The sequence below is a fragment of the Escherichia sp. WS3227_2 genome (assembly GCF_046486495.1).
GTDB lineage: Bacteria > Pseudomonadota > Gammaproteobacteria > Enterobacterales > Enterobacteriaceae > Escherichia > Escherichia coli.
In genome coordinates this window covers 290,813-312,859 of sequence record NZ_JBJQLG010000004.1, presented here as the reverse complement: position 1 = coordinate 312,859, position 22,047 = coordinate 290,813, and the positions used below count along the sequence as shown (strand labels likewise).

General features: G+C 50.2%; 24 protein-coding genes, 1 tRNA gene and 4 pseudogenes. 23 read left to right on the top strand and 6 right to left on the bottom strand.

The window, feature by feature from the left end:
- The first annotated feature begins 138 nt into the window (after positions 1–138).
- Together lpcA and ACJHXB_RS08235 are read left to right on the top strand one after the other, a co-directional pair.
- Positions 139–717, top strand: a complete 579-nt coding sequence (gene lpcA / locus ACJHXB_RS08240) for a D-sedoheptulose 7-phosphate isomerase (protein WP_000284050.1) — start codon at positions 139–141, stop codon at positions 715–717.
- Between the two features lie 121 nt (positions 718–838).
- Positions 839–1,606, top strand: a complete 768-nt coding sequence (locus tag ACJHXB_RS08235; protein WP_000333380.1) for a class II glutamine amidotransferase — start codon at positions 839–841, stop codon at positions 1,604–1,606.
- On the opposite strand, the gene dpaA is transcribed toward ACJHXB_RS08235, so the two are convergent.
- Complete coding sequence (gene dpaA, locus ACJHXB_RS08230; RefSeq protein ID WP_001225679.1) at positions 1,577–2,317, bottom strand: peptidoglycan meso-diaminopimelic acid protein amidase; 741 nt, start codon at positions 2,315–2,317, stop codon at positions 1,577–1,579. The genes ACJHXB_RS08235 and dpaA overlap by 30 nt on opposite strands.
- 300 nt (positions 2,318–2,617) lie before the next feature.
- On the opposite strand from dpaA, the gene ACJHXB_RS08225 reads away from it, so the two are divergent.
- The gene (locus tag ACJHXB_RS08225; protein WP_000093946.1) at positions 2,618–3,367 is read left to right on the top strand and encodes a C40 family peptidase; all 750 of its coding nucleotides are present in this window, start codon (positions 2,618–2,620) and stop codon (positions 3,365–3,367) included.
- A gap of 56 nt (positions 3,368–3,423) precedes the next feature.
- Here ACJHXB_RS08225 and ACJHXB_RS08220 read toward each other — a convergent pair whose 3' ends face one another.
- The 3 genes and pseudogenes from ACJHXB_RS08220 to ACJHXB_RS08210 form a co-directional block, all read right to left on the bottom strand.
- Positions 3,424–3,780, bottom strand: coding sequence for a type II toxin-antitoxin system HicB family antitoxin (locus ACJHXB_RS08220; protein WP_001030484.1), 357 nt, complete (start codon positions 3,778–3,780; stop codon positions 3,424–3,426).
- Positions 3,773–4,051, bottom strand: coding sequence for a type II toxin-antitoxin system HicA family toxin (locus ACJHXB_RS08215; RefSeq protein WP_000598760.1), 279 nt, complete (start codon positions 4,049–4,051; stop codon positions 3,773–3,775). The genes ACJHXB_RS08220 and ACJHXB_RS08215 overlap by 8 nt, the downstream gene beginning before the upstream one ends.
- Before the next feature lie 104 nt (positions 4,052–4,155).
- Positions 4,156–5,874: pseudogene (locus tag ACJHXB_RS08210) on the bottom strand (flagellar biosynthesis protein FlhA); the annotation flags it as partial.
- Here ACJHXB_RS08210 and lafU point away from each other — a divergent pair.
- The 7 genes and pseudogenes from lafU to prfH form a co-directional block, all read left to right on the top strand.
- A complete protein-coding gene (lafU, locus tag ACJHXB_RS08205; protein ID WP_000207554.1) occupies positions 5,840–6,625 on the top strand; it encodes a putative lateral flagellar export/assembly protein LafU in 786 nt (261 codons plus the stop codon). The pseudogene ACJHXB_RS08210 and the gene lafU sit on opposite strands and share 35 nt — an antisense overlap.
- Before the next feature lie 70 nt (positions 6,626–6,695).
- Positions 6,696–7,751 carry a DNA polymerase IV gene (gene dinB, locus ACJHXB_RS08200; protein WP_001226183.1) on the top strand — a complete coding sequence of 352 codons (1,056 nt, stop codon included), beginning with the start codon at positions 6,696–6,698 and terminating at the stop codon, positions 7,749–7,751.
- A gap of 51 nt (positions 7,752–7,802) precedes the next feature.
- Positions 7,803–8,096 carry a type I toxin-antitoxin system antitoxin YafN gene (yafN, locus tag ACJHXB_RS08195; RefSeq protein WP_000554755.1) on the top strand — a complete coding sequence of 98 codons (294 nt, stop codon included), beginning with the start codon at positions 7,803–7,805 and terminating at the stop codon, positions 8,094–8,096.
- A 2-nt stretch (positions 8,097–8,098) separates the two neighbouring features.
- On the top strand, positions 8,099–8,497 hold the full coding sequence (gene yafO / locus ACJHXB_RS08190; protein WP_001263484.1) for a type II toxin-antitoxin system mRNA interferase toxin YafO: 399 nt from the start codon (positions 8,099–8,101) through the stop codon (positions 8,495–8,497).
- Between the two features lie 9 nt (positions 8,498–8,506).
- Positions 8,507–8,959 carry a GNAT family N-acetyltransferase gene (locus ACJHXB_RS08185; protein WP_001059899.1) on the top strand — a complete coding sequence of 151 codons (453 nt, stop codon included), beginning with the start codon at positions 8,507–8,509 and terminating at the stop codon, positions 8,957–8,959.
- 244 nt (positions 8,960–9,203) lie between these two features.
- Positions 9,204–9,410 (top strand): annotated as a pseudogene (locus ACJHXB_RS08180) (RNA ligase RtcB family protein); the annotation flags it as partial.
- Positions 9,406–9,758, top strand: a pseudogene (prfH, locus tag ACJHXB_RS08175) (peptide chain release factor H); the annotation flags it as partial. The pseudogenes ACJHXB_RS08180 and prfH, both read left to right, overlap by 5 nt.
- A gap of 56 nt (positions 9,759–9,814) precedes the next feature.
- Here prfH and pepD read toward each other — a convergent pair.
- Entirely contained in the window at positions 9,815–11,272 is a 1,458-nt protein-coding gene (gene pepD, locus ACJHXB_RS08170; protein ID WP_001293009.1) for a cytosol nonspecific dipeptidase, read from the bottom strand.
- A 260-nt stretch (positions 11,273–11,532) separates the two neighbouring features.
- Here pepD and gpt point away from each other — a divergent pair, with 260 nt between their 5' ends.
- The 3 genes from gpt to crl all read left to right on the top strand — a co-directional run bounded on the left by gpt (position 11,533) and on the right by crl (position 13,786).
- Positions 11,533–11,991, top strand: a complete 459-nt coding sequence (gpt, locus tag ACJHXB_RS08165) for a xanthine phosphoribosyltransferase (RefSeq protein ID WP_001291990.1) — start codon at positions 11,533–11,535, stop codon at positions 11,989–11,991.
- A gap of 91 nt (positions 11,992–12,082) precedes the next feature.
- Positions 12,083–13,327 carry an esterase FrsA gene (frsA, locus tag ACJHXB_RS08160; protein WP_000189541.1) on the top strand — a complete coding sequence of 415 codons (1,245 nt, stop codon included), beginning with the start codon at positions 12,083–12,085 and terminating at the stop codon, positions 13,325–13,327.
- 57 nt (positions 13,328–13,384) lie between these two features.
- A complete protein-coding gene (gene crl, locus ACJHXB_RS08155; protein WP_000174682.1) occupies positions 13,385–13,786 on the top strand; it encodes a sigma factor-binding protein Crl in 402 nt (133 codons plus the stop codon).
- A 38-nt stretch (positions 13,787–13,824) separates the two neighbouring features.
- On the opposite strand, the gene phoE is transcribed toward crl, so the two are convergent.
- Positions 13,825–14,880 carry a phosphoporin PhoE gene (gene phoE / locus ACJHXB_RS08150; protein WP_000749881.1) on the bottom strand — a complete coding sequence of 352 codons (1,056 nt, stop codon included), beginning with the start codon at positions 14,878–14,880 and terminating at the stop codon, positions 13,825–13,827.
- A gap of 287 nt (positions 14,881–15,167) precedes the next feature.
- Between phoE and proB the strand changes: the two genes are divergently transcribed.
- The 10 genes and pseudogenes from proB (at position 15,168) to ACJHXB_RS08100 (ending at position 22,003) form a co-directional block, all read left to right on the top strand.
- A complete protein-coding gene (gene proB / locus ACJHXB_RS08145; RefSeq protein WP_001285288.1) occupies positions 15,168–16,271 on the top strand; it encodes a glutamate 5-kinase in 1,104 nt (367 codons plus the stop codon).
- Positions 16,272–16,282: 11 nt separating this feature from the next.
- Positions 16,283–17,536 (top strand): glutamate-5-semialdehyde dehydrogenase, encoded by a 1,254-nt coding sequence (gene proA / locus ACJHXB_RS08140; RefSeq protein WP_000893262.1) that lies wholly within the window; start codon positions 16,283–16,285, stop codon positions 17,534–17,536.
- A gap of 114 nt (positions 17,537–17,650) precedes the next feature.
- A tRNA-Thr gene (locus tag ACJHXB_RS08135) sits at positions 17,651–17,726 on the top strand.
- A 165-nt stretch (positions 17,727–17,891) separates the two neighbouring features.
- Positions 17,892–19,106: a tyrosine-type recombinase/integrase gene (locus tag ACJHXB_RS08130; RefSeq protein WP_027661785.1), complete on the top strand. Its 1,215-nt coding sequence runs from the start codon at positions 17,892–17,894 to the stop codon at positions 19,104–19,106.
- A gap of 391 nt (positions 19,107–19,497) precedes the next feature.
- Complete coding sequence (locus ACJHXB_RS08125) at positions 19,498–19,701, top strand: helix-turn-helix transcriptional regulator (RefSeq protein ID WP_000035054.1); 204 nt, start codon at positions 19,498–19,500, stop codon at positions 19,699–19,701.
- The gene (locus ACJHXB_RS08120) at positions 19,701–20,132 is read left to right on the top strand and encodes a hypothetical protein (protein ID WP_000412538.1); all 432 of its coding nucleotides are present in this window, start codon (positions 19,701–19,703) and stop codon (positions 20,130–20,132) included. Before ACJHXB_RS08125 ends, ACJHXB_RS08120 begins: the two co-directional genes overlap by 1 nt.
- A gap of 12 nt (positions 20,133–20,144) precedes the next feature.
- Positions 20,145–20,978, top strand: a complete 834-nt coding sequence (locus tag ACJHXB_RS08115; RefSeq protein ID WP_001019369.1) for an antA/AntB antirepressor family protein — start codon at positions 20,145–20,147, stop codon at positions 20,976–20,978.
- Positions 20,971–21,153: a DUF4222 domain-containing protein gene (locus ACJHXB_RS08110; RefSeq protein ID WP_027661786.1), complete on the top strand. Its 183-nt coding sequence runs from the start codon at positions 20,971–20,973 to the stop codon at positions 21,151–21,153. Before ACJHXB_RS08115 ends, ACJHXB_RS08110 begins: the two co-directional genes overlap by 8 nt.
- Positions 21,147–21,782, top strand: a pseudogene (locus ACJHXB_RS08105) (ash family protein); the annotation flags it as partial. The gene ACJHXB_RS08110 and the pseudogene ACJHXB_RS08105, both read left to right, overlap by 7 nt.
- 26 nt (positions 21,783–21,808) lie before the next feature.
- Positions 21,809–22,003: a host cell division inhibitor Icd-like protein gene (locus ACJHXB_RS08100; protein WP_001304881.1), complete on the top strand. Its 195-nt coding sequence runs from the start codon at positions 21,809–21,811 to the stop codon at positions 22,001–22,003.
- Positions 22,004–22,047: the final 44 nt, after the last annotated feature.

Here is a 22,047-nt window from a genome sequence, read left to right as displayed (position 1 = left end):
AAAGCTCACATTGTTGCTGTTTTTATCCGCACTTCAGGTCAAAAAGTCCTGGTCATAGCACCTGCCCGTACTTCTCGCTTTTGGCGGTATCCGGTACACTGCATTTTGTCTATTACATTTATGCTGAAGGATATCCTCATGTACCAGGATCTTATTCGTAACGAACTGAACGAAGCGGCGGAAACGCTGGCTAACTTTTTAAAAGATGACGCCAATATTCACGCCATTCAGCGCGCGGCGGTCCTGTTAGCAGACAGCTTTAAAGCCGGTGGCAAAGTGCTTTCCTGCGGCAACGGCGGCTCCCATTGCGACGCTATGCACTTTGCCGAAGAGTTGACCGGTCGCTACCGTGAAAACCGTCCGGGCTACCCGGCGATTGCCATTTCTGACGTTAGTCATATTTCCTGCGTCGGTAACGATTTTGGTTTCAATGATATTTTCTCCCGTTACGTTGAAGCGGTAGGTCGCGAAGGCGATGTACTGCTGGGGATCTCCACCTCCGGTAACTCTGCAAACGTGATCAAAGCGATCGCGGCGGCGCGTGAGAAGGGGATGAAAGTGATCACCCTGACCGGTAAAGACGGCGGTAAAATGGCTGGCACAGCGGATATCGAAATTCGTGTTCCGCACTTTGGTTATGCCGACCGCATTCAGGAGATCCACATTAAAGTGATCCATATCCTGATCCAGTTAATTGAAAAAGAGATGGTTAAGTAAGGTCTTTTCTCCCTCTCCCTTTCAGGGAGAGGGCCGGGGTGAGGGTAACAGCCTGAACCTTTGTACTTTTTAATCAATCTTCGCCGGGGGCCATGTGCTCCCGCTGTTGTGGAGGTTACCCATGTGCGAATTGCTCGGGATGAGCGCCAACGTCCCTACCGATATCTGCTTTAGTTTCACCGGGCTTGTACAGCGTGGTGGTGGAACCGGGCCACATAAAGATGGCTGGGGCATCACCTTTTACGAAGGTAAAGGCTGTCGCACATTTAAAGATCCACAACCCAGCTTTAATTCCCCCATCGCCAAACTTGTCCAGGACTACCCGATAAAATCCTGTTCGGTGGTGGCTCATATTCGCCAGGCGAATCGGGGCGAGGTGGCGCTGGAAAATACTCACCCGTTTACCCGCGAGTTATGGGGGCGTAACTGGACTTATGCCCATAATGGGCAACTGACGGGCTATAAATCACTGGAAACCGGCAACTTCCGCCCGGTCGGTGAAACCGACAGCGAAAAAGCCTTCTGCTGGCTCCTGCATAAATTAACGCAGCGTTACCCGCGCACACCGGGCAACATGGCGGCAGTGTTTAAATATATCGCCTCACTGGCGGATGAACTGCGGCAGAAGGGCGTTTTCAACATGCTGCTTTCTGACGGGCGCTATGTAATGGCGTATTGCTCGACTAATTTACACTGGATCACCCGCCGCGCGCCGTTTGGCGTGGCAACGTTGCTGGATCAGGATGTGGAAATCGACTTCAGCTCGCAGACCACACCGAATGATGTGGTCACGGTGATTGCGACACAGCCGCTGACGGGCAATGAAACCTGGCAAAAGATTATGCCAGGCGAATGGCGCTTATTTTGCCTCGGGGAGCGTGTAGTTTGATGCCAGCTGTGGCTGCACAACTTCGTGGCTTAACGGCTTGCTGACCACGTAACGACCATTGACCACAGAAACGGTCGGTGGCTTACGGGTTTGCTCAAAGTAGTCGTAACCCGGCTTCAGCTGCTCCCAGAAGTCCTTAAAGTTGGAATATTTATGGCGCTTCATATTGGCGTCGGTCATGCGGAACGGGTAAATACTCACTTGCACGCTCGGCTGACCAAAAACCAGCGCACCAGTAACGAACTGGAAGATCTCATCAATACCCTGATTGGTCATCGCGTAGCAGCCGATGGAAACACAATCGCCGTGGATCATCAGATATTTCCCTTCATAACCATGCGCACGGTCATAGGCATTGGGGAATCCAATATTAATCGCCTTGTAGTAACGGCTGTCTGGTTTTAACTGATTACGCTGGACGCTATAAAACCCTTCCGGGCTTTTGAAATCGCCCTGACGCTGTTTTGGCCCCAAGCCGCCGGAATATTTACAGATTTTATAGCTGTCGAGCAGTTGATATTGCTCGCCCATTTTGACGTAGAGATCGAGCGTACGTTCTTCCTTGAAGATCTGGATGTAGACAGGGGATCCCATCAACTGCTGCTTATACTCTTTGCTCACTGGCGTGGTCGAGCTACTGCTGCCCAGCAAACCGGCAAACGAAACGCACGGGATCAACAACATCGCAAGAATTAATGCGATTTTACGCATACTGCTTATTCCTTGATAAAACGGTTACACACGCCAGGACGGCAAAATAGATCCCAAATCGGAATAGTCTGGATTTGGAAGGCTCACATTATCACCAAAAGAGTTTTACGCAAGCCTGTCGGCGCAGGGTTTACAAATTTAGCACAGGGGCAGTTTTCAATAGTCCGAAAAGCGCATGTATCATTTATTTCCTAAGATTATGAAACCTCAATAGTAATATGCAAATAAGCAATTAATAATCCCGTTTACTCCTCCGGTCTTTTAAAATTCTCACCTTCATTCAGCCGGTTTATGTCCTTCATGTCTTCGTTCTTGCTCGGCAGATTTCTGCATCCAGGCGTGTTTTCGTTATGCGTTTTGCTCCCTTTACTCGCCAGCGCCACCACATCACATATCTCATTCAGCTACGCCGCCCGCCAGCGGATGCAAAACCGTGCGCGTTTATTAAAACAGTACCAAACCCATCTGAAAAAACAGGCCAGCTATATTGTGGAAGGCAATGCCGAAAGCAGAAAGGCGCTGCGCCAGCACAACCGCGAACAGATAAAACAGCATCCAGAATGGTTTCCTGCGCCGCTCAAGGCAAGTGACAGACGCTGGCAGGCGCTGGCGGAGAACAACCATTTCTTAAGCAGCGACCATCTACACAACATCACCGAAGTGGCGATTCACCGCCTGGAGCAGCAGCTTGGCAAGCCTTACGTCTGGGGCGGCACGCGGCCCGATCAAGGCTTCGACTGTAGCGGGTTGGTTTTTTATGCCTACAACAAGATCCTCGAGGCGAAGCTCCCGCGCACGGCCAATGAGATGTATCACTACCATCGGGCAACGATTGTGGCGAACAACGACCTGCGCCGGGGAGATTTGCTGTTTTTCCATATTCACAGCCGTGAAATTGCCGACCATATGGGCGTGTATCTGGGAGACGGTCAGTTTATCGAGTCGCCGCGCACGGGGGAAACCATTCGGGTAAGTCGGTTAGCTGAACCTTTCTGGCAGGATCATTTTTTAGGCGCGCGGCGGATTTTGACGGAGGAGACGATTTTGTAAATGGGTAATATTGACGAACTGGCAAAAGGTCGGATGCCACGCGGCATCCGACCTGTTTACATCTGGGCTGAAAACTCACGTTCTAAGACATCAACAATGAGCTGGTTTTTTGAAATGGAATGTTGTCTGGCGACGATGGTCAGCCGCGAATCAATGTGATGAGGAACACGAAGCGTCAGGCGTTTTTGCTCTTCTTCTTCACGAAAAGGGGCAATACCGTCCTCTTCACAATCCGCCATCCACTCATCCAGCGCGCTTTCGCCTTCACGATATAATGCCTCAATACTTGTGGCTACAAAGTCACAATAACCGTTTACATTGAGGAACTTGCCGCGAAATGCGTTGATATCGGCTTCAAATGTCACTGCGGCTGGTTGACCTTTAATTGTGATAATGTTCGATGCTTTATTCATAATCTACCCCTACACAGTTAACAAACCACTCCTTAAGACCTGCTACTGCGCCTTTATCCATCACATTCTTTGGATGTGGCTCATGTGTGCTGAATTTGGTCGTTCCAATCTGAAATTTTCGTCTGGAGCCGTTGTTATTTTTTATTGTTCCACCCACAGCTTTAATGAGTGCAACAACATCATCCCATTTAATTCCAGATTTTGGCGGCTCCGTCATTACATCGTCGAATGTTTTTCTATGACGAGAGCCTAGCGCGCTGACCTTAATCATACTATCAATCCATGACGTCATTGTATGGTGTCATCGTAGTCTCTTTGCAGTGTGACGTCAATTAATGGTGTCAGGTGCTGCAAAGCATGGAAAAGATTCCTCAATCAACTCAACGCCCCCATAATCTTCAACTCCAGCTCATCCGGCACTTCGTTATACGACAGCACATGCAGCCCCGGCGCAAACAATCTCGCATAGCGCGCCAGCAAAGGACGCAACTGCGGCGGCACCAGCAGCACCGGGTCTTTCCCCGCCGCTTTCATCTGCTCCTTCACCTGCGGCATCGTGATCTGAAACTGGTTGAGCATATTCGGGTCAACCGGTACGCTGTCGAGCATCACTTTCCCGCCCTGTTGCGCCTGATTCACCACGTTGGTCAGCAGATTTTCCAGCTCATTATTCAGCGTATACACCGTCAGCTCCTGCTTGCGAACGAGCGGATGGGTAATGCTGCGCCGTAGCGCCAGGCGCACATCAGCTGCCAGCAGAATATGATCTTTGGTCACTGTGCTACTGGCGACCAGCACGGTGGCGATGGTGACGATATCGCGCAGGGAAACGCCTTCAGTCAGTAGCGCCCGGTACACTTTCAGCAACTGGCTGTAATTGAGCGCCGCGCTCAAATCTTCCGCCAGTCGCGGTGCCATCGACGACAAACGGTTATGCAGCTGAGTAATATCGTCATAGTTAAACAAATCAGGAATATAGCTGCGGACAATCTTGTTCACATGGGTGGCAATCACGCTGGCGCTGTCGATCACCTGATACCCCATATTCAGCGCCTTCGCTTTCTGCGCAGGCTGAATCCAGGTGACCGGCATCCCGTACGCCGGGTCGTTCCCCAATACGCCGTCTATCTCGCCGTAGGTTTCGCTGGAGGGCAGGGCCATCAGTTTATCCGCCGGAATATCCGCTTCATCAGCCTTAATGCCGTTGATGAAAATGGCGTACTGGCTGGGCTTGAGGCGGAAATTTTCCCGAATGCGGATCTCCGGCAGCAGCACGCCGTTGCCGTCGGAAATCACCTGCCGCACGCCGCGAATCCGCTGGGTGAGCGGGTTACCTTGGGCTTTATCGACCAGCGCCACCAGCTTGTAGCCGAGGCTTAAGCTGATGGGCTCGATCAGCGGAATGGTTTCCCAACTGACCTGTTGCTCGCTGGTTTCAGTGATAGTGCGGGTCAGCGTTTCGAGACTTTTCTCTTCTGCCTCCGCCGCCTGCGGGCGTTTGCTCATCCGCCAGCCGGTAAAGCCAAGCAGGGCGCTGAACAGCAAAAACGGCAGATGCGGCATTCCCGGCACCACCGCCAGTACGAACATGATCCCGGTGGCGGTGTAGAGCACCGACGGGCTTGCCAGCAGCTGGTGGCGCACGTCATGGGCGATATCGCCGTTGTCGCTGACGCGGGTGACGATAATCGCCGCCGCGGTGGAAAGCAGCAGGGAAGGGATCTGCGCCACCAGGCCGTCGCCGATGGTCATCAGCACATATTGCTGGAAGGCGGCGTCGGCGCTCAGGTTGTATTTGAAGATCCCGATACAGACGCCGCCGATCAGGTTGATCGCCAGAATCATCATCCCGGCTATGGCATCCCCACGCACAAACTTCGATGCCCCGTCCATCGCGCCGTAGAAATCGGCCTCGCTGGCAACATCTTTACGCCGTGTTTGCGCCTGCGCCTGGTTGATCAACCCGGCGTTAAGATCGGCGTCAATCGCCATCTGTTTGCCGGGCATCGCGTCCAGGGTAAAGCGGGCGGAAACCTCGGAAATACGCTCGGCCCCTTTGGTGACGACGATAAAGTTGATTGTCAACAGCGTCAGTAAATCCGAGCGTGAAAGCATTATCGCCGCGCTGCACGGGCAGTCGATTTTCAATGGCGGCGGGTTGTCGCCGTTAAATAAAATCAGCCCGTCTCATCCGCCAAAACCTGCCACCGTGGCGGTGCCGGAAGAGACGGAGAAAAAAGCGCGTGACGTCAATGAGAAAACGGCGCTGCTGAAGAAGAAATCAGCCACTGAGCTTGGCGAGCTGGCGACCAGTATCAACACCATTGCCCGTGATGCACATATGGAAGCGAATCTGGAGATGGAGATTGTTCCCCAGGGACTGCGCGTGCTGATTAAAGATGACCAGAACCGCAATATGTTTGAACGCGGCAGCGCACAGATTATGCCGTTCTTTAAAACTTTGCTGGTGGAGCTCGCGCCAGTGTTCGACTCGCTCGATAACAAAATTATTATTACCGGGCATACCGATGCGATGGCCTACAAAAACAATATCTACAACAACTGGAACCTTTCGGGCGATCGCGCGCTTTCGGCTCGTCGGGTGCTGGAAGAGGCCGGAATGCCGGAAGATAAAGTGATGCAGGTGAGCGCGATGGCGGACCAGATGCTGCTGGACGCGAAAAATCCGCAAAGCGCGGGCAACCGACGCATTGAGATTATGGTGCTGACCAAAAGTGCGTCCGATACGCTGTATCAATACTTTGGTCAGCATGGGGATAAAGTGGTGCAGCCGCTGGTGCAAAAGCTGGATAAGCAGCAGGTGCATTCGCAGCGAACGCGCTAGATGCTGAATCTTTACGCATTTCTCAAACCCTGAAATCACTGTATACTTTACCAGTGTTGAGAGGTGAGCAATGCGTAAAATCATTCATGTGGATATGGACTGCTTTTTCGCAGCGGTGGAGATGCGCGACAATCCCGCCCTGCGCGATATCCCTATTGCTATTGGCGGCAGCCGCGAACGTCGGGGGGTGATCAGCACCGCCAATTATCCCGCGCGTAAATTTGGCGTACGTAGCGCTATGCCGACAGGGATGGCGCTCAAATTATGCCCACATCTCACCTTGCTTCCGGGGCGCTTTGACGCCTACAAAGAAGCCTCAAATCATATCCGTGAAATCTTCTCGCGCTACACCTCGCGTATTGAACCGTTGTCACTGGATGAAGCCTATCTCGATGTCACTGATAGCGTCCATTGCCACGGTTCTGCGACCCTCATCGCCCAGGAAATCCGCCAGACGATTTTCAGCGAGCTGCAACTGACGGCGTCTGCGGGCGTGGCACCAGTAAAGTTTCTCGCCAAAATCGCCTCCGACATGAATAAACCCAACGGCCAGTTTGTGATTACGCCGGCAGAAGTTCCGGCATTTTTACAAACCTTACCACTGGCAAAAATCCCCGGCGTCGGCAAAGTCTCGGCGGCAAAACTGGAAGCGATGGGGCTGCGGACCTGCGGTGATGTACAAAAGTGTGATCTGGTGATGCTGCTTAAACGCTTTGGCAAATTTGGCCGCATTTTGTGGGAGCGTAGTCAGGGGATTGACGAACGCGATGTTAACAGCGAACGGTTGCGAAAATCCGTCGGCGTGGAACGCACGATGGCGGAAGATATTCATCACTGGTCTGAATGTGAAGCGATTATCGAGCGGCTGTATCCGGAACTTGAACGCCGTCTGGCAAAGGTGAAACCTGATTTACTGATTGCTCGCCAGGGGGTGAAATTAAAGTTTGATGATTTTCAGCAAACCACTCAGGAGCACGTCTGGCCGCGGCTGAATAAAGCTGATCTAATCGCCACCGCGCGTAAAACCTGGGATGAACGCCGCGGCGGGCGCGGTGTGCGACTGGTGGGGCTGCATGTGACGTTGCTTGACCCTCAAATGGAAAGACAACTGGTGCTGGGATTATGATGTATACTATTATGTCTATTCTGGTGTGCATTATTATGAGGGGATCACTGTATGCATCGAATTCTCGCTGAAAAATCGGTCAATATCACTGAGTTACGTAAAAACCCAGCTAAATACTTTATTGATCAACCGGTTGCGGTTCTTTCTAATAATCGCCCCGCAGGATATCTCTTAAGTGCCAGCGCATTCGAAGCGTTAATGGACATGCTTGCTGAACAAGAGGAGAAAAAACTGGTTAAGGCGCGCTTCCGTCCGAGTGCCGCAAGATTAGAGGAAATTACACGCCGCGCTGAACAATATCTTAATGATATGACGGATGATGATTTCAATGACTTTAAGGAATAAGGATGCGGGTATTCAAAACAAAACTTATTTGCCTGCAACTTACAGCAGAGGAACTTGATGCGTTAACGGCGGATTTTATTTCCTATAAGCGTGACGGTGTTTTGCCAGATATATTTGGTCGCGATGCACTCTACGACGACTCGTTTACCTGGCCATTAATCAAATTTGAGCGAGTTGCTCATATTCATCTGGCAAATGTGAATAATCCATTTCCGCCACAGTTGCGCCAATTCAGCAGAACGAATGACGAAGCGCATTTGGTATATTGTCAGGGTGCGTTTGATGAGCAAGCATGGTTGCTCATTGCCATTCTGAAACCTGAACCTCATAAACTGGCTCGAGATAACAACCAAATGCATAAAATTGGGAAAATGGCAGAAGCGTTTCGCATGCGTTTTTGAATTTATATTATGAATAACATACAAATAAGAAACTATCAGCCTGGCGATTTTCAGCAACTATGCGCTATTTTCCTTAGAGCGGTTACGATGACCGCCAGTCAGCATTATTCACCACAACAAATTGCCGCCTGGGCGCAGATTGACGAATCTCGCTGGAAGGAGAAACTCGCGAAATCACAAGTATGGGTTGCGATCATTAATGCACAACCGGTTGGTTTTATTTCCCGCATTGAACACTATATCGATATGTTATTTGTTGACCCTGAATACACCCGCCGTGGGGTTGCCAGCGCTTTGTTAAAACCTTTGATTAAGTCTGAATCCGAACTTACGGTGGACGCAAGCATAACCGCAAAACCCTTTTTTGAACGTTATGGTTTTCAGACAGTTAAGCAGCAGCGCGTTGAATGCAGGGGAGCGTGGTTTACTAATTTTTCTATGCGATATAAACCGCAACATTAAATTCAGCTTGCAATGAAAATAACACCCGCCTGGTATGTGCGCGTTTTCTTATTCCACAAACTGCAAGGAGGTAAATCATGACAAATCCTTTATCAATGACTCTTTGCAGACCTTTCCAGGATTAATTCTTTTTTCTTGCCCTGGATTCGTCTGCCATTTCCTGATTTTTATATTTATATACTCTAAATAATTCGAGTCGCAGTACATGCAACTTGAAGTATGACGAGTATAAATGGGATGGTACATGGGCAAATCTATTCGTCCCTTATCCGATGCGGTATTTACCATCGCATCTGATGGCCTGTGGATCGAGAGTTTAGCGATCCAACAATTACACACCACGGCAAATTTACCCAACATGCAGCGCGTAGTAGGGATGCCAGATTTACACCCCGGACGCGGCTACCCGATTGGCGCAGCGTTCTTCTCCGCAGGCCGTTTTTACCCGGCAAGACGTCGCGGTAACGGTGCTGGAAACAGAAACGGGCCGCTACTCTGACACGCTGCGTTCGGCGCTGATTTCTCTGGATGGCGATAACGCATGGGCATTAAGCGAAAGTTGGTGCGGCACTATTCAGTGGATTTGTCCGAGTCCGTATCGGCCTCATCATGGGCGCAAAAACTGGTTTCTGGGCATGCTAACAAGCGGCTGGCGCGATTGCTGATTGCCTGGAAGCTGGAACAACAGCAACAGGAAAATAGCGCGGCGCTGAAATCGCAGTGGCGAATGTTCCATCATCAAATTGAACGTGGCAACCCGCGACGGACATTTACAGGGATGGCTTTTATCGAAGGATAATGAAGGATGAAACTGCCGGAAGGCGATTAAACGCCATCCGGCAGCAAATCAAATAATTACTTCGCCGGAATTTCTTTCAGCAGTTCAGTCAGCAGTGTCCAGTAATGACCAACGCTTTCGATATGAACCTGCTCATCCGGAGAGTGCGGACCGGTGATGGTTGGCCCGATAGAAACCATGTCCATTTCCGGATACGGTTTTTTAAACAGACCACATTCCAGGCCCGCGTGGATAATCTGGATGTTCGGCGTCTTGTTGAACAGACGCTGATAGGTTTCACGCACCAGGTGCATCACCGGAGAATTAGCGTCCGGCTGCCAGCCTGGATACGCGCCTTTCGCTTCGGTTTTCGCGCCAGCCAGTTTACCCAGCGAATCCAGCATGCTCACCACGTAGTCTTTACCGCTGTCGATCAGAGAACGGATCAGGCAGTGAATTTCTACGTTATTGTCAGTCATGGTCACCACACCGACGTTCAGGGAGGTTTCGACCACACCTTTTGCCACGTCGGAGTTGCGGATCACACCGTTCGGGGTAGCGTTCAGCAGACGAATAAAGGTATCGCGAGATTTCGCAATCAGGGCAGCTTTATCGTTCGCAACAGAGTCCAGCAGCAATGCCAGATTTTTCTCTTTCTCTGCCAGCTCGTTTTTCAGGATCTCCTGATAGGTATTCACCAGAGATTTCAGTGCGTCGACTTTATCAGCTGCGACAGCAATCGTCGCAAAGGCTTCACGCGGGATGGCGTTACGCAGTGTGCCACCGTTGAAATCGATAAGGCGCAGGTCCAGCTCTTCCGCATGACCCGCCAGGAAGCGCACCAGCAGTTTGTTGGCATTACCCAGGCCAACGTGGATTTCACCGCCGGAGTGACCGCCTTTCAGGCCTTTTAAGGTTAACTTGAAGGTTTCAAAGCCAGCTGGAACCGCTTCACGATCTAAATGCAGGTTGGAGGTAAAGTCGATACCCCCCGCGCAACCCATGTAGATTTCACCTTCCTCTTCGGAGTCGGTGTTAATCAGAATATCAGCCTGCAACCAGTTGCTCTGTAAGCCAAAAGCACCATCCATACCGGCTTCTTCGGTCATGGTCAGCAGCACTTCCAGCGGGCCGTGAACCACGTTTTCGTCAGCCAGAACCGCCAGCGCAGACGCCATACCAATGCCGTTATCCGCACCCAGCGTGGTGCCGCGCGCTTTAACCCATTCGCCATCAATATAAGGCTGGATAGGATCTTTAGTGAAGTCATGCACAGTGTCGTTATTTTTCTGCGGCACCATATCGAGGTGGGCCTGCAAGACGACCGGTTTACGATTTTCCATACCTGCGGTAGCAGGTTTACGAATCAGGATATTACCTACCTGATCGCGTTCGACATGGAAACCTTTCTCTTTTGCCCAACCAACAATGTATTCAGCGAGTTGCTCTTCATGATAGGACGGGTGAGGAATAGAACAGATTTTGGCAAAAATATCCCACAGCGGCTGTGGAGATAATTGAGACAGTTCAGACACGTTAAGTCTCCTTGTCGATCACCCGCAAAACAGTATTGCAGGTCACAGGGTTAGCAGAAAATGTTGTCAACACAAGACAGGCTTGCGAGATATGTTTGAGAATACCACTTTATCCCGCGTCAGGGAGAGGCAGTGCGTAAAAAGACGCGGACTCATGTGAAATACTGGTTTTTAGTGCGCCAGATCTCTATAATCTCGCGCAACCTATTTTCCCCTCGAACACTTTTTAAGCCGTAGATAAACAGGCTGGGACACTTCACATGAGCGAAAAATACATCGTCACCTGGGACATGTTGCAGATCCATGCACGTAAACTCGCAAGCCGACTGATGCCTTCTGAACAATGGAAAGGCATTATTGCCGTAAGCCGTGGCGGTCTGGTACCGGGTGCGTTACTGGCGCGTGAACTGGGTATTCGTCATGTCGATACCGTTTGTATTTCCAGCTACGATCACGACAACCAGCGCGAGCTTAAAGTGCTGAAACGTGCAGAAGGCGATGGCGAAGGCTTCATCGTTATTGATGACCTGGTGGATACCGGTGGTACTGCGGTTGCGATTCGTGAAATGTATCCAAAAGCGCACTTTGTCACCATCTTCGCAAAACCGGCCGGTCGCCCGCTGGTTGATGATTATGTTGTTGATATCCCGCAAGATACCTGGATCGAACAGCCGTGGGATATGGGCGTCGTATTCGTCCCGCCAATCTCCGGTCGCTAATCTTTTCAACGCCTGGCACTGCCGGGCGTTGTTCTTTTTAACTTCAGGCAGGTTACAATAGTTTCCAGTAAGTATTCTGGAGGCTGCATCCATGACACAGGCAAACCTGAGCGAAACCCTGTTCAAACCCCGCTTTAAACATCCTGAAACCTCGACGCTAGTTCGCCGCTTTAATCACGGCGCACAACCGCCTGTGCAGTCGGCCCTTGATGGTAAAACCATCCCTCACTGGTATCGCATGATTAACCGTCTGATGTGGATCTGGCGCGGCATTGACCCACGTGAAATCCTCGACGTCCAGGCACGTATTGTGATGAGCGATGCCGAACGTACCGACGATGATTTATACGATACGGTGATTGGCTACCGCGGCGGCAACTGGATTTATGAGTGGGCTACCCAGGCGATGGTGTGGCAACAAAAAGCCTGTGCGGAAGAAGATCCGCAACTCAGTGGTCGTCACTGGCTGCATGCGGCTACGTTGTACAACATTGCCGCCTATCCTCATCTGAAAGGAGATGACCTGGCCGAGCAAGCGCAGGCTTTGTCAAACCGCGCCTATGAAGAGGCCGCCCAGCGTCTGCCGGGCACCATGCGGCAGATGGAGTTTACCGTACCCGGCGGTGCGCCCATCACCGGCTTTTTGCATATGCCGAAAGGGGATGGCCCGTTCCCGACAGTATTAATGTGTGGTGGTCTGGATGCGATGCAGACGGACTATTACAGCCTGTATGAACGTTATTTTGCGCCGCGCGGCATTGCGATGCTGACTATTGATATGCCGTCGGTGGGCTTTTCTTCAAAATGGAAGCTCACCCAGGACTCCAGCCTGTTGCATCAGCACGTCTTAAAGGCGCTGCCTAACGTACCGTGGGTAGATCACACTCGCGTCGCGGCCTTTGGTTTCCGTTTCGGCGCTAACGTTGCCGTACGTCTGGCATACCTTGAATCGCCGCGTCTGAAAGCGGTTGCCTGTCTTGGTCCGGTAGTTCATACCCTGTTGAGTGATTTTAAGTGCCAGCAACAGGTGCCGGAAATGTATCTTGACGTTCTGGCGAGTCGTTTGGGGATGCATGATGCTTCCGACGAAGCGTTGCGCGTGGAGCTGAATCGCTATTCATTAAAAGTGCAAGGATTGCTGGGACGTCGCTGCCCAACGCCAATGTTATCAGGCTACTGGAAGAACGATCCGTTCAGCCCGGAAGAGGACTCACGCTTAATCACCTCATCATCTGCTGACGGTAAATTATTAGAGATCCCATTTAACCCAGTGTATCGGAATTTTGACAAAGGTCTTCAGGAAATCACCGACTGGATCGAAAAACGATTGTGTTAAAAATTTGCTAAATTTTACCAATTTGGTAAAACAGTTGCATCACAACAGGAGATTGCAATGACGTTACCGAGTGGACACCCGAAGAGCAGATTGATCAAAAAATTTACCGCACTAGGCCCGTATATTCGTGAAGGTAAGTGCGAAGATAATCGATTCTTTTTCGATTGTCTGGCTGTATGCGTCAACGTGAAACCGGCACCGGAAGTGCGTGAGTTCTGGGGCTGGTGGATGGAACTGGAAGCGCAGGAATCCCGTTTTACCTACAGTTACCAGTTTGGTCTGTTCGATAAAGCAGGCGACTGGACGAGTGTTCCGGTAAAAGACACTGAAGTGGTTGAACGACTGGAGCACACCCTGCGTGAGTTTCATGAGAAGCTGCGTGAGCTGCTGGCGACGCTGAATCTGAAGCTGGAACCGGCGGATGATTTTCGTGATGAACCGGTGAAGTTAACGGCGTGAGTGAAATGTGCCGGATGCATCACATCCGGCAATATCCATTAAAACTGATAGGTCATGCCAACCGCGACAATATCATCATTATTGATGTTCAGCTTATTATCGCTATCCAGTTGGTTTATTTTATAATCAACAAATGCCGACATATTTTTGTTGAAATAATACGTAGCACCAACATCGATATAATTGACCAGATCTTCATCACCGATGCCTTCAATATCTTTCCCTTTCGATAAGACATAACCCAGCGACGGACGTAGACCAAAGTCAAACTGGTATTGGGCGACCGCTTCAAAGTTCTGTGTCTTATTGGCAAAGCCGCCAGTTATTGGCGTCATTTTGCGTGTTTCAGAATAGAAAGTTGCCAGATAAATATTATTGGCATCGTATTTCAGACCTGTTGCCCATGCTTCTGCACGCTTGCCTGTGCCACGGCTTTGCAGGTTCTGCTCGTTGGTGCGATCAGAGTTGGTATAGGCTCCACTGATGGCGAAATCGCTGCCACCAAAGTCATATGTCAATGACGTGCCGAAGCCATCGCCGTTTTGCTTTTTAACGTCGCGGTTTTCGTTTTTCCCTTGATATTGCAGGGTTAAGTTCAGACCATCGATAACGCCGAAGAAGTCGGTGTTCCTATACGTCGCCAGACCGCTGGCACGTTTGGTCATAAAGTTGTCGGTCTGTGCGGAGGAGTCGCCACCAAATTCCGGGAACATATCGGTCCAGGCTTCCACGTCATACAGCGCGCCCAGGTTACGACCATAATCGAAAGAACCCAAATCTTTATATTTCAACCCGGCAAAAGCGAGACGTGTTTTTTGCTGTGCAGTATCACTCTCTGCTTTATTACCGGCAAACTCTGCTTCCCAGCGACCATAACCGGTCAATTGATCGTTAATTTGTGTTTCGCCTTTAAAACCAAAACGGATATAACTCTGGTCGCCATCTTTACTGTCATTATCACTCATATAATGCATGGCTTTAACTTTGCCATAGACATCCAGTTTATTACCGTCTTTGTTATATATTTCTGCGGCCTGTACGGATGCAGATGCCACAATGCCCATCACCACTAATGCCAGAGTGCTCTTTTTCATTTTCATTCCTGATTTTAATTAACGCGCGAATATTCAGCGGGAGAGTCCCGTTGAAAACAGGAAAGTTTTTAACCTGAGATTGTTAAAGATATATTACAGATTAATAATATTCTTAAAATGTGGTAATTTATTAAATCTGTAATAAAAGCGTAAACAACTGCCGCTACGCTTGCTGATCCCGCGCAACAAAACGCCATGCTTTGCTCGCAGATGGTTGGCAACCGACGACAGTCCTGCTAAAACGTTCGTTTGATATCATTTTTCCTAAAATTGAATGGCAGAGAATCATGAGTGACAGCCAGACGCTGGTGGTAAAACTCGGCACCAGTGTGCTAACAGGCGGATCGCGCCGTCTGAACCGTGCCCATATCGTTGAACTTGTTCGCCAGTGCGCGCAGTTACATGCCGCCGGGCATCGGATTGTTATTGTGACGTCGGGCGCGATCGCCGCCGGACGTGAGCACCTGGGTTACCCGGAACTGCCAGCGACTATCGCCTCGAAACAACTGCTGGCGGCGGTAGGGCAGAGTCGACTGATTCAACTGTGGGAACAGCTGTTTTCTATTTATGGCATTCACGTCGGGCAAATGCTGCTGACCCGTGCTGATATGGAAGACCGTGAACGCTTCCTGAACGCCCGCGACACCCTGCGTGCGTTGCTCGATAACAATATCGTTCCGGTAATCAATGAGAACGATGCTGTCGCTACTGCAGAGATTAAGGTCGGCGATAACGACAATCTTTCTGCGCTGGCGGCGATTCTGGCGGGTGCCGATAAACTGTTGCTGCTGACCGATCAAAAAGGTTTGTATACCGCTGACCCGCGCAGCAATCCGCAGGCAGAACTGATTAAAGATGTTTACGGCATTGATGACGCACTGCGCGCGATTGCTGGCGACAGCGTTTCAGGCCTCGGAACTGGCGGCATGAGTACCAAATTGCAGGCCGCAGACGTGGCTTGCCGTGCGGGTATCGACACCATTATTGCCGCGGGCAGCAAGCCGGGCGTTATTGGTGATGTGATGGAAGGCATTTCCGTCGGTACGCTGTTCCATGCCCAGGCGACTCCGCTTGAAAACCGTAAACGCTGGATTTTCGGTGCACCACCTGCGGGTGAAATCACGGTAGATGAAGGGGCAACCGCCGCCATTCTTGAACGCGGCAGCTCCCTGTTGCCGAAAGGCATTAAGAGCGTAACTGGCAATTTCTCGCGTGGTGAAGTCATCCGCATTTGCAACCTCGAAGGTCGCGATATCGCCCACGGCGTCAGTCGTTACAACAGCGATGCATTACGCCGCATTGCCGGACACCACTCGCAAGAAATTGATGCAATACTGGGATATGAATATGGCCCGGTTGCCGTTCACCGTGATGACATGATTACCCGTTAAGGAGCAGGCTGATGCTGGAACAAATGGGCATTGCCGCGAAGCAAGCCTCGTATAAATTAGCGCAACTCTCCAGCCGCGAAAAAAATCGCGTGCTGGAAAAAATCGCCGATGAACTGGAAGCACAGAGCGAAATCATCCTCAACGCTAACGCCCAGGATGTTGCTGACGCGCGTGCCAATGGCCTTAGCGAAGCGATGATTGACCGTCTGGCACTGACGCCCGCACGGCTGAAAGGCATTGCCGATGATGTGCGCCAGGTGTGCAACCTCGCCGATCCGGTGGGGCAGGTAATCGATGGTGGCGTGCTGGACAGTGGCCTGCGTCTGGAGCGCCGTCGCGTGCCGCTGGGTGTGATTGGCGTGATTTATGAAGCGCGGCCGAACGTGACGGTTGATGTCGCTTCGCTGTGCCTGAAAACCGGTAACGCAGTGATCCTGCGTGGTGGCAAAGAAACCTGTCGCACTAACGCTGCAACGGTGGCGGTGATTCAGGACGCCCTGAAATCCTGCGATTTACCGGCAGGCGCAGTACAGGCGATTGATAATCCTGACCGCGCGCTGGTCAGTGAAATGCTGCGTATGGATAAATACATCGACATGCTGATCCCGCGTGGTGGCGCTGGCCTGCATAAACTGTGCCGCGAACAGTCGACGATCCCGGTGATCACAGGTGGTATAGGCGTATGCCATATTTATGTTGATGAAAGTGCAGAGATCGCTGAAGCCCTGAAAGTAATCGTCAACGCGAAAACCCAGCGTCCGAGCACATGTAATACGGTTGAAACGTTGCTGGTGAATAAAAACATCGCCGATAGCTTCCTGCCTGTGTTAAGCAAACAGATGGCTGAAAGCGGTGTGACGTTACACGCCGATGCTACCGCACTGACGCAATTGCAGGCAGGTCCCGCGAAGGTGGTTGCTGTTAAAGCTGAAGAGTATGACGATGAGTTTCTGTCATTAGATTTGAACGTCAAAATCGTCAGCGATCTTGACGATGCCATCGCCCATATTCGTGAACACGGCACACAACACTCCGATGCGATCCTGACCCGCGATATGCGCAACGCCCAGCGTTTTGTTAATGAAGTAGATTCATCCGCTGTTTACGTTAACGCCTCTACGCGTTTTACCGACGGCGGCCAGTTTGGACTGGGCGCGGAAGTGGCGGTAAGCACACAAAAACTCCACGCGCGTGGCCCAATGGGGCTGGAAGCGCTGACCACTTACAAGTGGATCGGCATTGGTGATTACACCATTCGTGCGTAAATAAAACCGGGTGATGCAAAAGTAGCCATTTGATTCACAAGGCCATTGACGCATCGCCCGGTTAGTTTTAACCTTGTCCACCGTGATTCACGTTCGTGAACATGTCCTTTCAGGGCCGATATAGCTCAGTTGGTAGAGCAGCGCATTCGTAATGCGAAGGTCGTAGGTTCGACTCCTATTATCGGCACCATTCAAACATCTCCCCAAGTCTACTAAAGTCTTTCAAAACCCCTTATAATCCGCGTATTAAAGCCCCGTTCGTCTTTTGACGTCTACTAAAGTCCCTCAAAATCTACGGTCAGATGGGGGTACTTATGGGGGTATTTGCTGTTCGGTTTAGTGGAGGTACCCCCAAGTGAAACTCAATGCCCGTCAAATAGACACAGCCAAGCCAAAAGAGAAGGCTTACAAGCTGACCGATGGTGGCGGTTTGTATCTCTTGGTAAAACCTAATGGAGGTAAATACTGGCGACTTAAATATCGTGTAGCTGGTAAAGAGAAGCTATTGGCACTAGGTGTGTATCCTGAGGTTACTCTAGCCGATGCTCGGGCAAAACGTGAAGATGCGAAAAGAGGTATCGCTGGTGGTATCGATCCGATGGAAGCGAAACGAGAGGAAAAGATTGCCCGGGAAACGCAGTTAAACAACACCTTCAAAGATATTGCCCTTGAGTGGCACAGCAGCAAATTAAAAAAATGGTCTGATGGTTATGCTTCAGACATCCTCGAAGCCTTCAACAAAGATGTGTTCCCTTACATTGGCAAAAAACCCATCGCCGAAATCAAACCACTTGAACTTCTGAATGTGCTGCGTCGCATCGAGGGGCGCGGTGCTACAGAAAAAGCCAAAAAAGTGAGGCAACGGTGCGGGGAAGTTTTCCGCTATGCAATAGTCACTGGTCGCGCAGAGTATAACCCTGCACCAGACCTTACTAGCGCGATGCAAGGCCATGAATCTAATCATTACCCTTTCCTTACAGCCAAAGAATTACCTGATTTTTTCAAGGCATTGTCCAGTTACTCAGGAAGCGCATTGGTTGTTATGGCGGCTCGTCTACTGATTATCACCGGCTTGCGGACTGGCGAACTACGTGGCGCATTATGGGATGAAATTGATTTCAACAAGGCTATCTGGGAGATACCCGCTTCACGTATGAAAATGCGGCGGCCTCATATTGTGCCATTGTCTGAGCAGGCTCTTTCGCTTATTGGGAAGATTAGAGAAATAACAGGCAATTACCCTCTTATGTTTCCCGGGCGCAATGATCCAAGGAAAACAATGAGCGAGGCCAGCATAAACCAAGTGTTTAAGCGCATTGGCTACGCTGGACGTGTAACTGGTCATGGGTTCCGGCACACTATGAGTACGATTTTGCATGAGCAGGGCTATAACACCGCGTGGATAGAAACGCAGCTCGCTCACGTTGATAAGAACTCAATTCGTGGCACATACAACCATGCGCAATATCTGGATGGAAGGCGGGAGATGCTTCAATGGTATGCCGACTATATGGATTCTCTCGAGCATGGCGGAAATGTGGTGCATATGGTGTTTGAAAAACACGCATGAAACAACTGGACAAGTATACAGAGGTTTACTAAAGTATAGGGGAGTAGATTGATAAAAACTCACAGAGGATTGCTATTTAACAGTTAGCCCTGGAGAAGGGCAATCGCTCTTTTATAAACGAAGGTGTATTGAGCCTTCTACGTCGCTGACAAAGCGGAATGTTCTTTAAAACTACTGGATGTCACGCCTAATAGCGTGATCCTGCCGAAATGCAGGGTAGCTCTACCCTTGTGGAGCAAACAAACCAAAACAATCTGACTATCTTTTATAAAAGACCGCAATATGTTTTTCATATTGTGGTCTTTGGCGTATTCGACATTTGACGCAAATAAAACTCTCGCCATTCGTTGCAGGAGGGGGTTATTGCGTCATTAGTACAGGATATTAATAAATGGCTAATTACAATTCATTAATTCGTCTCTCTGAAGTTCAAAGGCGAACTGGTTATAGCAAAGCATGGATTTATCGTCTTATTAGTCAGGGGAGGTTCCCTAAACAGGTAAAAATTGGAAGTCGGGCAATTGCTTTTGTTGAGTCTGAAATAGATGAATGGATTGAGAAGTGTATATTAGAATCTAGAGACGAGGTGGCCTGATGGAAAAGAAAAACCGCCCATTACAGGCGGCTAATTCAGATATTCGTGTATCTGATGTTACGCCCCTTACAAAATCCCTTCAAGCACCAAAGCGTACACCGAAAAAGCATCGTGCCAGAGTCTATATGCTGCGTACTGGTATAGAGGGATGGACAGAAAATGACATTCTTCGCTACTGCCGTCTGTCTTCTGGTCGTAACTATGCAACAGAGTTAGAACGCCAGCTTGGAATCACTCTGGAGCGTATCGACGAAAAGAATCCTGATGGTATCGGAACACACCTTCGCTACCGTTTCTCCTGCCGTGGTGATGTTCTGAAAGTGATCACTCATATTAACCATCTTGCGAACATAAATGATCACAACGGACTTTCTCAGCAGGAAATTGCCGACATTCTGAAACTCTACCCGGACGCGTTTAACGCCGCCTAACGGAGACTGAAAATGAACATCGAAAAAAGCAGATTAATTTCTGAGGCTGCCCCTCATCTGAACGCCTCTCTGGGCACAATTAACGGTAATGAATTTGCCGCAATTGTCCCGGTTATTCCTGGTCATATCGGTGGGCGTGAAACCAATATTGTTAGCGCAAAAGCGTTACACAAAGCGTTGGGCGTGGGAAAAGACTTCTCTACATGGATCACTGATCGCATCTCTGAATATGACTTCACCATTGGGCACGATTACTCAGTCCATAAAACAATTTCCCCAAATTTGGGGAAAAGCCCGAATGGCGCGGCTTACAGCAAGATTAAGCAGTCTGGCAGACCCGGCAAAGACTATCTGTTAAGTGTCGGAATGGCGAAAGAACTGGCAATGATCGAACGCAATGATCAGGGTCGCGCTATCCGTCGTTATTTCATCCAGTGCGAGGAAGAATTACAGCGTAGCGTGCCTGAAATCGCCGCCCGCTATCGTCGCCAGCTAAAAGCCCGTATTAGTGCCGCAAACAACTTTAAGCCAATGTGCGATGCGCTGAATATGGCCCGTGCCGAGCAGGGGAAAACGACGCAGCAACACCACTACACAAACGAGAGCAATATGATTTCTCGTATCGTTCTTGGTGGGCTAACTGCTAAGCAGTGGGCGCGGATAAATGGCTATTCTGGCGAACCTCGCGACCATATGAACGCAGAACAGCTTGAGCACCTCTCATATCTCGAAAGCACCAATATCACGTTAATTGATATGGGCATGGAATATGAGCAGCGCAAAGGAGAACTCACCCGCCTGTCGCAACGCTGGCTCGCCAAGCGTCTGGAGGCGGTCCATGTTTAAGCCGACAGGAACACCACAACCCCAAAAACGCTACAAAGATGCCCACGGAGCACTCGTTACTGTCGAAAGCGTGTCTCACAACCGAGTGACGTTTTATCGCGACGGGTATCAATCGCCATGCGTACAACTGCTGGCGCGCTTCATGAAGGAGTTCGCGGAGGTTAACAAATGCTAACCGTCCAGAAGAAGATATTTTCACTGGCTGGTATGTCGCCAAAATCCAGCAATATGACAGCAAAGTCTGGCATTAATACAGCATATACAAGCAAAGTTTATCATTTTCTGGTGGTAGGAGCGGATGCCTTAACTATGTCAGAAATTACGGTCGATGGTGTTAGCGTTGAGAAGGTCGGCGGCTGCGCCAGAGAATTTCTGGTCGTAGATGGCTTTCTCTGCTCGCGTAGTGACTCCACAAAAACCTTCGTCCACACGCGCGACGTTAACGAAATGAGCGCGATGTATTGTGCATCTGGTGCTTCCAATAGTGAGTTTTCGGAGTCCATAAAAAAGAGCTTGCCGTTATGCGGCAACACGGTTTATGGTTATAAGGCACCTCATAAAACGGGTGCCGGGATTGGCGTCCTGAAAATTCTGAAGGCGACATATGACGCGCCGAGCGTCTTTTTTTATGTCGTAGGTCTGACTCACCCATTTTTTGGGCGTTGGTGTATAATCCAGCGCCTTTGTCAATCAATGGTGGCTCAGGCGGGGGCTTCTTCGGAAGCGCCGGTATCCTTCAGAGCCGGTTACGCCAACCCTGTCTGGGCTACCACCAGCGAAATTGGCGTTTCCGGTGGTAGCGTAACCTGCTATCTGAAGGAGGCTGCCACATGCTGGCTACTACCCCTACCCAAAAACCGCAATTTATCTGGATTATCGCCGCAGTTCGCCGCGATTGCCCGACAATTACCGCCAAAATTCATCATATTGCTGCCGAGTCTGAACGCGATGCTCGCCGTTCTCTGGTGCGCGATCACGTCTGCTTTTTTGCTGGTCGTATCCGCATGGAGGTGGCACATGATTAAAACCTACGATGTGCATATGGATCCCCTCGAACGCACAAGCCAGA